This is a genomic window from Kurthia sp. Dielmo (assembly GCF_000307285.2).
In the GTDB taxonomy this organism is placed as follows: domain Bacteria; phylum Bacillota; class Bacilli; order Bacillales_A; family Planococcaceae; genus Kurthia; species Kurthia populi.
This window is the reverse complement of the sequence record NZ_HE578962.1, coordinates 1-12,710: the sequence shown is the minus strand read 5'-3', so window position 1 is coordinate 12,710 and position 12,710 is coordinate 1. Positions and strand designations below refer to the sequence as shown.

14 protein-coding genes and 3 tRNA genes are annotated in these 12,710 nt (G+C 40.3%); 6 read left to right on the top strand and 11 right to left on the bottom strand.

The window, feature by feature from the left end:
• Window positions 1-40: 40 nt before the first annotated feature.
• Complete coding sequence (locus KTHG_RS16765; RefSeq protein ID WP_139995420.1) at window positions 41-718, top strand: DUF554 domain-containing protein; 678 nt, start codon at window positions 41-43, stop codon at window positions 716-718.
• Window positions 719-764: 46 nt separating this feature from the next.
• On the opposite strand, the gene KTHG_RS16760 is transcribed toward KTHG_RS16765, so the two are convergent.
• Window positions 765-1,613 (bottom strand): aldo/keto reductase, encoded by an 849-nt coding sequence (locus KTHG_RS16760; protein ID WP_139995418.1) that lies wholly within the window; start codon window positions 1,611-1,613, stop codon window positions 765-767.
• A 160-nt stretch (window positions 1,614-1,773) separates the two neighbouring features.
• Here KTHG_RS16760 and KTHG_RS16755 point away from each other — a divergent pair, with 160 nt between their 5' ends.
• Both KTHG_RS16755 and KTHG_RS16750 read left to right on the top strand, forming a co-directional pair.
• Entirely contained in the window at window positions 1,774-3,078 is a 1,305-nt protein-coding gene (locus KTHG_RS16755; RefSeq protein ID WP_126991190.1) for an NCS2 family permease, read from the top strand.
• A gap of 89 nt (window positions 3,079-3,167) precedes the next feature.
• Window positions 3,168-3,569 carry a hypothetical protein gene (locus KTHG_RS16750; RefSeq protein WP_139995416.1) on the top strand — a complete coding sequence of 134 codons (402 nt, stop codon included), beginning with the start codon at window positions 3,168-3,170 and terminating at the stop codon, window positions 3,567-3,569.
• A 35-nt stretch (window positions 3,570-3,604) separates the two neighbouring features.
• Here the strand turns inward: KTHG_RS16750 and KTHG_RS21970 are convergent, their stop codons facing one another.
• The 3 genes from KTHG_RS21970 to queG all read right to left on the bottom strand — a co-directional run bounded on the left by KTHG_RS21970 (window position 3,605) and on the right by queG (window position 5,449).
• A complete protein-coding gene (locus tag KTHG_RS21970; protein ID WP_255411574.1) occupies window positions 3,605-3,739 on the bottom strand; it encodes a hypothetical protein in 135 nt (44 codons plus the stop codon).
• A gap of 84 nt (window positions 3,740-3,823) precedes the next feature.
• Entirely contained in the window at window positions 3,824-4,300 is a 477-nt protein-coding gene (gene trmL, locus KTHG_RS16745) for a tRNA (uridine(34)/cytosine(34)/5-carboxymethylaminomethyluridine(34)-2'-O)-methyltransferase TrmL (RefSeq protein WP_126991188.1), read from the bottom strand.
• Between the two features lie 15 nt (window positions 4,301-4,315).
• Complete coding sequence (gene queG / locus KTHG_RS16740; protein WP_139995414.1) at window positions 4,316-5,449, bottom strand: tRNA epoxyqueuosine(34) reductase QueG; 1,134 nt, start codon at window positions 5,447-5,449, stop codon at window positions 4,316-4,318.
• Window positions 5,450-5,508: 59 nt separating this feature from the next.
• On the opposite strand from queG, the gene KTHG_RS16735 reads away from it, so the two are divergent.
• Complete coding sequence (locus tag KTHG_RS16735) at window positions 5,509-6,198, top strand: B3/B4 domain-containing protein (protein ID WP_126991186.1); 690 nt, start codon at window positions 5,509-5,511, stop codon at window positions 6,196-6,198.
• A gap of 11 nt (window positions 6,199-6,209) precedes the next feature.
• On the top strand, window positions 6,210-6,722 hold the full coding sequence (locus KTHG_RS16730; RefSeq protein WP_126991185.1) for a hypothetical protein: 513 nt from the start codon (window positions 6,210-6,212) through the stop codon (window positions 6,720-6,722).
• Window positions 6,723-6,938: 216 nt separating this feature from the next.
• On the opposite strand, the gene KTHG_RS16725 is transcribed toward KTHG_RS16730, so the two are convergent.
• The 3 genes from KTHG_RS16725 to KTHG_RS16715 form a co-directional block, all read right to left on the bottom strand.
• The gene (locus KTHG_RS16725) at window positions 6,939-7,844 is read right to left on the bottom strand and encodes a C40 family peptidase (RefSeq protein ID WP_126991184.1); all 906 of its coding nucleotides are present in this window, start codon (window positions 7,842-7,844) and stop codon (window positions 6,939-6,941) included.
• Window positions 7,832-8,920, bottom strand: coding sequence for a mandelate racemase/muconate lactonizing enzyme family protein (locus tag KTHG_RS16720; RefSeq protein ID WP_139995412.1), 1,089 nt, complete (start codon window positions 8,918-8,920; stop codon window positions 7,832-7,834). Before KTHG_RS16720 ends, KTHG_RS16725 begins: the two co-directional genes overlap by 13 nt.
• Before the next feature lie 212 nt (window positions 8,921-9,132).
• Window positions 9,133-10,053 carry a S66 peptidase family protein gene (locus KTHG_RS16715; RefSeq protein ID WP_126991182.1) on the bottom strand — a complete coding sequence of 307 codons (921 nt, stop codon included), beginning with the start codon at window positions 10,051-10,053 and terminating at the stop codon, window positions 9,133-9,135.
• A gap of 121 nt (window positions 10,054-10,174) precedes the next feature.
• Here KTHG_RS16715 and KTHG_RS16710 point away from each other — a divergent pair, with 121 nt between their 5' ends.
• Window positions 10,175-10,855: a gamma-glutamyl-gamma-aminobutyrate hydrolase family protein gene (locus KTHG_RS16710; protein WP_139995410.1), complete on the top strand. Its 681-nt coding sequence runs from the start codon at window positions 10,175-10,177 to the stop codon at window positions 10,853-10,855.
• 37 nt (window positions 10,856-10,892) lie between these two features.
• On the opposite strand, the gene KTHG_RS16705 is transcribed toward KTHG_RS16710, so the two are convergent.
• From KTHG_RS16705 to KTHG_RS16690, 4 genes are all read right to left on the bottom strand, one after another.
• Window positions 10,893-12,284 (bottom strand): GGDEF domain-containing protein, encoded by a 1,392-nt coding sequence (locus tag KTHG_RS16705; RefSeq protein WP_139995408.1) that lies wholly within the window; start codon window positions 12,282-12,284, stop codon window positions 10,893-10,895.
• A gap of 144 nt (window positions 12,285-12,428) precedes the next feature.
• Window positions 12,429-12,510, bottom strand: a tRNA-Leu gene (locus tag KTHG_RS16700).
• A 29-nt stretch (window positions 12,511-12,539) separates the two neighbouring features.
• A tRNA-Cys gene (locus KTHG_RS16695) sits at window positions 12,540-12,613 on the bottom strand.
• A gap of 20 nt (window positions 12,614-12,633) precedes the next feature.
• A tRNA-Gly gene (locus KTHG_RS16690) sits at window positions 12,634-12,708 on the bottom strand.
• Between the last annotated feature and the right edge of the window lie 2 nt (window positions 12,709-12,710).

Here is a 12,710-nt window from a genome sequence, read left to right as displayed (position 1 = left end):
TGTCTCTTTTTTGTTATACTAAACGAATTGGAGGGATTGGATGATTGGAACGATTTTTAACTGTTTGACGATTATTGTCGGAAGTTTAATAGGAAGTTTCCTGAAAAAAGGTATCAAGGAACGCTATCAGGAGATTTTGATGCAGGCGATGGGCTTTGCGGCAGTGGCACTTGGTATTAATGCGATTGTACAGTATATGCCAAAGAGCGATTTCCCTGTACTATTTATCGTAAGCCTCGCAATCGGTGGACTCATTGGCGAAATGATTGATATTGAAACACAGTTTAATAAGCTTGTCGGTAGATTTTCAAAAAGGGATTTAGCGAAGGGGTTATCAACCGCCATTTTACTGTTTTGCATTGGAACCTTATCGATTTTAGGACCGATTAATAGCGCACTTCATGGTGACTATACATATTTATTTACGAATGCTATTTTAGATTTTGTAACATCGATTGTTTTGGCCTCTACATTTGGTATTGGCATTGCCTTTGCGGCAGTTGTACTATTTGTATGGCAAGGCTCATTTTATTTATTAGCTATTTATTTAAACGATTTCATGTCAGCACATTTACTGACGGAGATTTCAATTATTGGCGGAATTTTGATTTTAGCTTCTGGCCTTAGTATTCTCGGCATTAAAAGTTTTAAATCGCTCAATATGCTTCCTGCCCTACTCGTACCGCCCTTATTTTTTATTATCACGCATTTTTTCTAATCTATACAAAAAACACTTCCGCCTAACTCATGGAAGTGTTTTTTCGTTAACGATTGTATTTTGGGTCATCGTATGGGAATAAATCTGGATGATTCCCTGTACGCTCATCTTTATTAAGTGAATCCATTAATGCCATATCTTCTTTAGTTAATTCAAAATCAAATACCTCCGCGTTGGCACGAATGCGACTTGGTGTCACCGATTTTGGAATGATCAGTGTGTCATTTTGTAGATGCCAGCGAATCACAATTTGCGCCGCTGATTTATTGTAGCGCGCTGCTATGTTTAAAATCGTTGGATCCTGTAGTGCCCGCCCGCGGCCAAGTGGCGACCATGCTGTCACTGCAATTTGATGCTCGGCGCAAAATTGCTGTAATGCTTTTTGTGATAAGTATGGATGGCATTCGATTTGATTGACCATGGGCTGTACATTCGCTTGCGCAAATAATGCCTCCAAATTATGTGCCTCATGATTTGATACCCCTGTTGCACGAATAAGCTTTTCATCATATAAACGCTCAATCGCACGATATGTGTCCTTATACGTGTCCGGCTTTGGCCAATGGGTTAAATATAAATCCATATAATCCATATTTAAATTTTTCAACGATACTTCAAATGCACGCAGCGTTTCATCGTATCCCTGGTCATTGTTCCAAACCTTTGATGTAATAAAAATTTTGTCGCGTGCGACACCTGATTGACGTACAGCCTCGCCAACTTCAACCTCATTATCATAAAATGAAGCCGTATCAATTGCGCGATATCCTGCCTGAAGCGCCGTTACCATCGCCTCGATTGCCTCGTCCTTATCGGTCATTTTATAGACACCTAGACCAAAACGCGGCATATCGACGCCATTTACTAATGTTTTTGTTGAATCAATTGTGAACATTTCCATCACTCCTTTTTTTTATTATAGCGAATCCTTCTAATTACTTGCGAATTATTGCCTGAAAACTTAAATTACAATTAAAACCATTGCTTTTTACGTCATAAACGAATATTATTATATTTGGCTTTTTTAATGTTCGTATTTAGAAAGGAAGTTTCCATTGTTCCACTTAGAAAAAAATAACACAACAGTTAAGCGTGAAGTCCTTGCAGGGATTACAACATTCTTAACAATGGTATATATCATCATCATTAATCCAGCGATTTTAGCACAAGCTGGCGTTCCAAGTGATCAAGTATTTATTGCAACAATTATTTCAACTGTTATCGGTACATTATGGATGGGGCTTGTTGCCAACTATCCAATCGCAATCGCACCAGGTATGGGGTTAAATGCTTTCTTTACATTCTCTGTCGTGCTTGCATCAAAAGGCGAAATCAGCTATATGACGGCATTCGCTTCTGTCTTTGTAGCCGGTATTATTTTCGTTATTCTTTCATTAACACCGTTCCGTGAAAAATTAATCGATGCGATTCCGAACAACTTAAAATATTCAATTACAGCAGGTATCGGTTTATTTATCGCATTCTTAGGTCTTCGCTCTGCAGGCGTTATTATCGCAAGTAAAGACACGAACCTACTTACATTAGGTGACTTAACATCTCCTAGCGTCTTATTAACATTCTTTGGCTTATTATTTACCGTTATTTTAATGGTACGCCGTGTGCCGGGCGCAATTTTCGTCGGTATGCTCGTAACAGGTATTATCGCGTACTTCACAGGTATGCTACACATGCCAGAGAAAATTATTGCAGCACCACATTTACCAGAAGGTATTTTAATGTGGAACCCAATTGAAGCATTTGGTGAAATTATCGAATACAGCCTATATGGCGTTGTATTCTCATTCATCTTAGTTACATTATTTGATACAACAGGTACAATGGTCGGTGTCGCAAAACAAGCTGGCTTATTAAAAGAAGATGGCAAGTTGCCTCGTGCACGTAAAGCATTATTAGGTGACTCAATCGCTACAACAGTTGGTGCAATGTTTGGTACAAGCCCAAATGCTGCGTTCGTTGAATCTTCTGCTGGTGTTGCTGCTGGTGGCCGTACGGGTCTTACAGCTGTAACCGTTGCTGTTTTATTCATCGTTGCCTCACTCTTCGGTCCATTAGTAGGTGCTGTTTCAGGCGTTGCTGCTATTACGTCTCCTGTATTAGTTATCGTTGGTGCGTTAATGATTAGCTCAATTAAAGATGTTGACTGGTCATCAATGGACGAAACATTACCAGTATTCCTAGTAATGTTAATCATGCCTTTAACATCTAGTATTTCTACAGGTATCGCATTTGGTTTCATTGCCTACCCAATCTTAAAAATCGCAAAAGGTGAATGGAAAAAAGTTCACCCACTACTTTACTTATTCGCTATATTATTCATTGTCCAATTAGTATTTTTATAAGATATTAAACATTTAAAGAAGGATTCCTATTACAAAAACAGGAATCCTTCTTTTTTTATGGTAATATGGAAAATAAAGGAGGTTTAATAATGAAGAAAATTATACTGCTACTAGCGGTCATTTTAATTGCGGCGATTGCCTATAGTGTGTTTATGCCAAAAACCGTCGCCTTTGAAAAAGATATTTTATCAGATGTCAATTTTTCAAAAGTGAAGGTCTCTCATGTGCTAACAGATGACGATAAAATCAATACGGTATCTACAAAGCAGTCGGATACCATTCTTACGCTCTTAAAAATGGTAGAAGCAAAGAAAGTATTACGCAACCCGGATGTAACATCTGGTACATCCTTTAAACTTGGTGGCTCTGGTGGCTCTGAATTAGTTACTGTTTATAAAGAGGGCTACCTTAGTATTGGCAGTGACCCTGATACATATTATGAAATTGACCAAACGACTTGTGAGGCTTTAATCACCGCACTTAAACCGTAAAAAAAGGAGGCACCCATATCCGGGCGTCTCCCTTTTTATTGTGCAGGATCTTGCTGCAAGCCTTCCTCGCGTGCTTCCTCCGCCTGCTCACTCACCTGTTCCATTTGTTTTCCTAGCTCTTCAACTTCTTCCATGTCATTCGCCATATTGCCACTTTCACGCTCTTTCATGCGACATTCCCCCTCAAATGTATTTACTTATCTATACCCATTTTAAGTATAAAAAAAGCCCCACAAATGCGAGGCTCTACCATTTTATTTAATCATATTTGGGAAATCACGTTGACGTAATGCTTCGAAAATAACGATTGCAGCGGTATTAGATAAGTTCATTGAACGAACATTTTCACTTTGTGGAATACGTAGGCACATATCCGTACGTTCAGCGATTAATTCGCGTGGAATACCGGTTGTTTCTTTACCAAACATAAAGTAAATGTCTTCTTCTACATTTGAATAATCAAACTCTGAATACATTTTCGTACCGAATGTTTCGATAAAGTAATGCATGCCACCTGCTGTTTTTTCAAAAAACTCTTCGACATTATCATAGTACGTAATGTCGACGCTTGACCAATAATCAAGGCCTGCACGTTTTAGCATTTTATCATCTGTTGAAAAGCCTAATGGACGAATTAAATGTAGGCTTACATTTGTAGCGGCACATGTACGTGCAATATTTCCTGTATTGGCAGGAATTTCTGGTTGGTATAATACAATATTTAAAGACATTTTTCTAACTTCCTTCTAATTTTTTAACAAAGTTAAGCCTTTGTCGATTTCATTTAACACATCTGGGTCTTGCTCAAGCTGTAATGCAGCCAGCAACACTTCTTCTGCTTCTGCTGCAGCAATTTTACCGATTGCCCAGGCTGCAGTTCCTCGAATCATCGGACGTTCATCTTTTGTTAATAGCTCAATGAGTTGTGGCATAGCATCTTCTTCCTTGAAATGTACGAGTGCAATAATCGCATTACGCTGAATCGGCTTTTTGCCACGCCATGAGCCAGACATATGTCCAAACTGCGATTTAAATTCCTTATTCGTCATTGATAATAATGGTGCTAGAAGTGGCTTCGCAAGCTCTGGCTCTGGCTCAAAGGCCGCATGTAGCCAGTTTTTCTTGCCCTTATTTTTTGGACAAACTGTCTGACACGTATCACAGCCATAAATTCGATTTCCGATTTTCTCACGGAATTCATCTGGTAAAAACCCCTTCGTTTGCGTCTGAAATGCGACGCAGCGATTGGAATCAAGCTGGCCGCCCTGCACGATAGCACCTGTTGGACAGACATCGATGCACAGCGTACACTCACCGCATTGGTCCTCAATGGCTTCGTCTGGCGCAAAGGGAATATTCGTAATCATTTCACCGAGATAGACATACGAACCAAATTCTGGCGTGATAATCGAGCAGTTTTTACCGCTCCAGCCAATCCCTGCGCGCTCTGCGACTGCACGGTCTACAAGCTCACCCGTATCGACCATCGAGCGAAATTTAATGCCTGGCACGCGCTCAACTAAAAAGCCTTCAATTTCCTTCAACTTCTCGCGTAAAACGGTATGATAATCTGTTCCCCATGAAGCGCGGCAAAAAATACCACGACGAGCGCCTTTTTTCCCTGTTGGTGCATTTTCCATACGGGATGGATACGCTACCGCAATCGCAATAATGCTCGCGGCTTCTTCTAGTAGTAACGTCGGCTCTGTACGTAACTCAATATTTTCTTCCTCAAAACCTGACTGATAGTTTAATTCCTGCTGTTGCTTCAGCAAATGCTTTAAATCGACGAACGGTGCAGCCGTCGTAAAACCAATTTTATCGACCCCAATGGATGCCGCAAAATCGCGTAGCTCCTGCTGTAATGTAAGTACATTCATTTCGTCGTGTACTCCTTCTATGTTACAATTTCATAAAATACGTGGAAAAAGGTGATCCGATGCATATTCATTTAGATTCTTCGTTAACGACAATCATTCCCGAATTTAAAATCGGCATTATACATTATACCAAAATTACAGCGGGAGAATCGCCTCAAATGATTCTCGGACGTACAAGATTGTATCAGGAAAGCTTGTACTTTGACTTACAAGATGCCCCTGTGACAGAGCGCGCTGGTGTTAGTGAATGGCGAGACGTCTGGAAAAAACTTGGCGCAAGTCCTAGCCGCTATCGTCATTCGACAGAAGCAATGTTACGCCGCATTGCAAAAGGTGATTATTTACAACCAGTCAATTCAGTAGTGGATTTAAATAATTTCTTCTCGCTACAATATGAAATTCCTGTCGGTAGCTACGACGTGGCAAAATTAGACGGTGCTATTACGGTAGCACTAGGAACGAAAGAAACGGGCTATGACGCACTTAACGGCCGGTTCACGACACTTGATGCGATTGCTTACGCAAAAGATGCGACAGGGGCATTTGGTAGCCCATACGTCGATTCTGCACGTACTGCAGTGAATGAGCACGCAACGGACGTCTTACAAATCTTTTATTTACGTCCATCTATGTCGACAGAAGAGGCAGATAAGCTATTAACGGCGGCTGGACATATGTTTACGCAAATTAACGGTGGGGAATATGAAAAGACCGTTTTGGATGCGGACCATGCATCCACTACTGTATAGGGGGACTTAAAATGGCAAACATCACATTAGCAGAGGCAGTAAAATTGAAGAGTATTTTACGCAAACGTATTCAAGAGCTTGAGCTTGAAATGTATCGTGTTGCTTATACGAAAGTAGAAGGCGATGCGGCGCCTGAAAAGCCAGCGCGCGCACTTGAAGTCGTTGATGCGGAGCTACTAGACGTACGTGCAGACAATCGTACACTTGACCGTTTAATTTATGAGGCGAACAGCTATCATACGATTAACTTTGACGGGAAGGCATTAAAGCTTGTAGAGGCGATTGAGCTCGCAACACAGTTCCGAGCTCATGCTGAAATTTATAAAAATTTATCGCACGCTGAAAAACGTGAGCTTGATTATATGAGCGACGAACTTCCGATTTATACAGTGGCGTTATTTGACCCAGAGGAGTACCGTGTGAAGGCACTAACTTTCGAGCGCAATGCTCATAAATTATCAAATTCAGTAAATGCGAAAAACTATCAAATCGAGCTTGATTTTGATGAGGATAAATATTTCTAATCTTCGATAAGGTGAGACTCCTTGTCGAGGCATTGTGACTGCTTTTCAAACCTTTCTAGGTGACTATGCAAACCAATAACTCTTTCCCAGTTACAACGTGACCAATGACCACTAACCAACCGAGGACATGGGCATGTTTACAATTTGTGTAATCTTTTCAGCAGTCCAATGAAAAAAAGGATGGCACTCCGCTTTGGAGTAGCCATCCTTTTTTAGTTAGAAGCGACGCACTGCGCATACTTCTTTATCTAATTTAGAGCCTTCAAGTGCGAGAATTTCAACCGGCAGTCCTGTTGAGTGGGAATGAAGAATTTGACCATCCCCAAAGTAGAAAGCGACGTGACGCACCGGTTTTACACCTGGTTCATCTGAGAAGAAAACAACATCACCTACTTGCCACTCAGAACGATCTAGATGATTCACTTCCTTCCCCTCTTTCGCCTGCTCATCAGCATCGCGTGACATTAAAATGCCGACAGAACGCGCCATTTGATAAGTAAATCCTGAACAGTCATAGCCATATGAACTCATCCCACCCCATAAATACGGTAGGTCTAAAAATGCGAGACCATGCTGTACAGCTTGTGCCATCGTGCCAGGATTTCCCACTGCATTGGATGCCGTTACGGTCGATTGTGCTTTTAAAATTTGCTGCAGACCATGTGGCGTTTCAACGGTGAAATGCTTATCATCCTCTACGACATACGGTAGCATCGTATTAAATGACACGACAATGGTTGGCTTACCATGCTGCCAAAGCTGTGCGCGTGGTGCTGTTACGATGACATAGCGCTCACTCGTTTGCACCGTTGCCTCCTGTAGCTGTGCTACTGGAATATACCCTGGGTAGCCACGGTCATCCTTGTCACTCTTTTGATGTACGACACAAACCTTTGCCCAGCCATCCTGCTCCTCATCAATTAAAACGTATTCACCATATAGCACCTGTGATTGAATGCGATTCCCATCACATAAATCAAGACGCTCTGGCTTCGGTAATTTCTCTAGCCATTTATTTAATGTTTGTGGATTTGTTAATGCCTCTGCATCTAGTTCGCGGGCTTTACCTGGTGCTGTCCATAGTGTTGCGACGGGTACGTTGACGATTGCTAATGTTGACATGATTTGATTCCCCCAATTCCTAGTCCTGGTGCATCTGTAAAGGTCACTCGGCTGCCATCGTATACGATGCCACCATCGACCGTTTCTTCTTTTAACATAAGTGGTGCATCAAAGTCATAATATAAAATATTCGACTGACTTGCCGCAAAATGAGCAGCTGCGGTTACGCCAAGCTTCGTCTCAATCATACTACCGACCATGCAAGTCATATCATAGCTCTGTGCGAGTGCATTAATTTTTAGCGCCTCGTAAATGCCCCCCGCTTTCATCAGCTTAATATTAAACATATCCGCTGCGCGTCCTTCGATAATGCGGCGTGCGTCGTACAGTGAAAAAATACTCTCATCTGCCATAATCGGCGTCAGTGTATGATTTGTCACATAGGCTAAGCCGTCGATGTCATGTGCAGGTACTGGCTGCTCGATTAATTCAATGCCAAGGTCTAAATCTTCCATGCGCCCAATAATACGGACAGCATCCTTCGCTGACCAGCCCTGATTGGCATCTAGACGTAACACGACATCATCGGATACAACTTTGCGAATCGCTTGAATACGACGAATGTCATCCTCAGGGCTCCCAATACCGACTTTGATTTTTAACACATCAAAGCCATTTTCCACATAGCGCTGTGCATCGGCTGCCATTTCTGCTGGCTCATTGACACTCACCGTAAAATCCGTTTTTAATTCACTTCGTGCGCCACCTAAAAATTGATACAGTGGCATATTCGCGGCTTTTCCTAGTAAATCATAAAGTGCCATATCCACTGCGGCCTTTGCACTCGTATTACGTACCATTGCTTTATGTAAAAGTTTAAATACATGATCGTGATAGCGTAAGTCTTGTCCGATTAATTGCGGTGCAAAAACTTCCTCAATCGCAAACTGAATGCTCGCCATTGAATCCCCTGTCACAACATGTGTTGGCGGTGCCTCGCCGTAGCCCTTCATGCCGTTATCAAGCGTCACCTCGACATAAATCGCCTCCGCTACCGTCACTGTTCGAAGTGCCGTTTTAAACGGCTTATTTAGCGGTACTGCTTTTTTAAATGTTTTAATTTGTTGAATAATCACGCGTCCATCCCCCTATCACATCTTTCTCTAAGGGTATCCTAATTTTTAGAATTTTACAAATTCATTACATAAAAAAGAGGCTTGGACAAAACACTTTATTTTTCTTTTTTAGTGTTCGCAATGAAAAAACCGAAACCGCGCCCCAGCGCGATTCCGGTTTTTCTTATGCTCATAGGAGTATTTGTTTTACACGTATGTCAAAGCCGCTGTCGTTATTCTACACCTGGTAAAACAGCTAAATACTTTTCATCCGCATCTAAAATAACATCAACACCTAATGGTAAGCCAACATTTAGTGCATCATGGCCAATTTTAAAGCCGCTGACAACGGGTTTATTAATATGTGCAAAATATTCATCTAAAAGCGCGTCAACTGATGGTGAATCTTGATAGTCGCGTGGCTCTGCTAATGTGAAGTCACCAATAATGATTCCGGCGGCTTGCTCTAGTTTACGCGATTGCTTCAATTGATTCAATAATTCATCGATTTGCGCTGGCTCAATGCCAATATCTTCAATTAGGAGTACTTTATCCTTCGTATCAAGCTCAAACTTCGTGCCGATACCATTAACGATACGTGTTAAATTCCCACCAACAAGCTCACCGCGTACACGTCCTCCATGAATCGTTGTTAGCTTCGAAATATTTTTATCGTAGTAAATCTCTGCTGGTGCAAATAATTGCTTAAACATCATTTTAGTACGTTCTGGTAAGCCTTCATGACCAATGCTTGAAATCGTTGGACCATGAAATGTTACTAAATTACTTAGCTGACCGATAGCTGTGTGTAAAAACGTGCTATCAGAGAAGCCCCAGAAAATTTTTGGATTTTCTTCTAATAGCATATAGTCGATTTTATCTGCGACACGCGCAGCCCCGTAGCCACCGCTTGCGCAGAAAATGGCTTTCACCTCTGGATCTTCAATCATTGCTTCAAAATCACGTGCACGATCACGGTCTGAACCCGCTAAATAATGCACATGCTTTTGTACGCTTTCTCCTAAAATATAACGTAAGCCAAGTTCCTCTAAATACTGTAGGCCACGCGTTAAATTATCCATATTAGGTGGTGATGACAAAGCGACGATTCCTACTAAATCGCCCTCTTGTAAATGTGCTGGTCTTGTTCTCATGAATGAAAACTCCTTTTATCGTTTACTTCCCTTTTAACTGTATCAAAAAAGCGACTTTCTGACACTTTTTTTCCTCTTAGTATTAAGCTATAGTTAAAAAAAGGAAATGGAGGACGACAAAATGAAGCCAATTATCGGTGTTACGATGCAACCTGCTAAAGGGACGCAGCAAATTAATAATCGCTATATTACATCTATTTTAGAAGCAGACGGGATTCCGCTTTGTATTCCAAACAATACGCCTATTGACGACGTACTATCACGACTAGACGGTTTGCTTGTTATTGGTGGCGACGATATTCACCCGAAGTTTTTTAACGAGGATCCACTTCCTGGACTGGGTCATGTTGATGTAGCACGCGATAACAGCGATATTGCAGTAGTTCATGCGGCCATCAAACATATGCTCCCTCTTCTCGCAATTTGTCGCGGAGAGCAAATTTTAAATATCGCGCTAGGTGGCACACTTTATCAAGATATTCCGCGTCAATTACCACAAGCCATTCAGCATAAACAAGCTGCCGACCGTGTGACACAAATTCATTCCGTAAACATTGTAAGAGAGACAAAACTTTCAACAATTGTTGAAGCTGAATCGATTATGACCAATTCATTCCATCATCAGTCAGTAAAGGATGTTGCGTCTACCTTAACTATTAGCGCTACCACCAATGATCATGTCATTGAAGCTATTGAACACCCAAATCATCCATTTTGCATTGGTGTACAATGGCATCCTGAAGAGCTTAATGATGAAGCTTCTAAACGCCTATTCACAGCATTTGTCAATGCTTGTCACTAAAAAAAGAGGAAATCGTATTTGGTACGACTTCCTCTTTTTATTTAATTTCTTTCACAACAACCTGTCCGCGTCTTACTTTTGCTTCATAGATAGCTGCATCTGCCACACGAAATAGCTGATCAATTAATTGATAACTCTCTTCTGTATGAGCGATTCCTATGCTAACAGATAGTGGAAAAGCTTCAATATCTGCTACTTCAAAAGGTGTCTGCATTAACAGATTATGCAGCTCCTTAATATCTTCTTCCACCACTTCATAGCCATATGGAATAAGTCCAATAAATTCATCACCACCATAGCGCACAATTGAAATATCATGTTTAGGATTCCAACTTTTTAATCGATCGGCTACAAATTTAATCGCCTCATCACCTACCGCATGGCCATACGTATCATTGATTAATTTAAAACGGTCGATATCGAGTACAAACAATGTATAATTCTTTACTTGTTGCTGCTTCTTTAATAAATCTTCATAAAAATTACGATTTTGTACTTTTGTTAGTTGGTCGACATACAATTGAGATTCATAAAATTGACGTGAAAAATTTTGAATAATGGTTGTACGTTCACTACTATTTTCAAAATCATAATGTTCATTTAGTAAATCAATTAAAATCGATTGATATTTAATAACATCCTTATAGCGTTCATTTTCTTTTAATACGTCAATTAATAAGTTTAATTCAAACTTTATTGACATTAAATCCACAGTTTGAGCTAGTCCATCATCAAAATAAATAAGTGCTTGATCAATTGATCCTATACGCATTTCTAACAGCGCCTGGCATATTGGATACATAAAATAAAAGCTATCAACGATGATGTCGCGTTCTTTTAGCCATATTAAAATACGCTGGCATTCCTCATAATCTTTATTTAAATATAAAAGTTCAAACGAATAAATCCAAAACATATAGCGTGCCATTCGACTAATTGTCGTGTTGTCTTCATACAATGACTTCATTTGATAATAAAGACGTAATCCCTCTTGATGTTCACCTATATCTACAAAGTAATACATTAAATTATTCGCTACCGTACAAATTAAATCGGTATATCCCTTAGCAGAAACTTCACATAATAATTTTTTATATGCTTCTTGTGGCTGTCCTATACGATTATATGCATTGAAGATAATACAACTTAACTCATGCCGTTCTTTAATTTCTTCATAGCCATATTTTTCAATTAATGGATTAACTAAAATAATATATGGATATACCTCAGACATACGGCTCGTATTAATTAAAATACGCTCTAACCATACCATCGCAGATACATACATATCATAGTCCTCGTGTTGAAATGCGCTTTCAATAACTAAACGAAACAAAGGTTCTGCTATATGATAGTCTCCATCTTTAAAAGATTGTTGTGCTAATAAAAATTTACGCTGTTGCTCTTCAAGTGTAAATAATTTTTCCATTTAAAATCTCCTTACACACGACTTTTAACTTATATCTATTTTACCAAATTTTGGTCTCATCAAACCATTCATTTGGAATAGATACGAAAATATCGACAAAAAAAGACTCTAATCACAATGGATTAGAGTCTATATAAACCTTGATACCGGTGGTCGGGGTCGAACCGACACTCCTTACGGAACACGATTTTGAGTCGTGCGCGTCTGCCAATTCCGCCACACCGGCATATATAAAAGTTAAATTAAATAAAAAAATGGAGGCGGCAACCGGATTCGAACCGGTGGTAGAGGTGTTGCAGACCTGTGCCTTACCACTTGGCTATGCCGCCATCATTAAAAAATATAAAATTGGAGCGGAAGACGAGGTTCGAACTCGCGACCCCCACCTTGGCAAGGTGATGTTCTACCACTGAACTACTTCCGCAT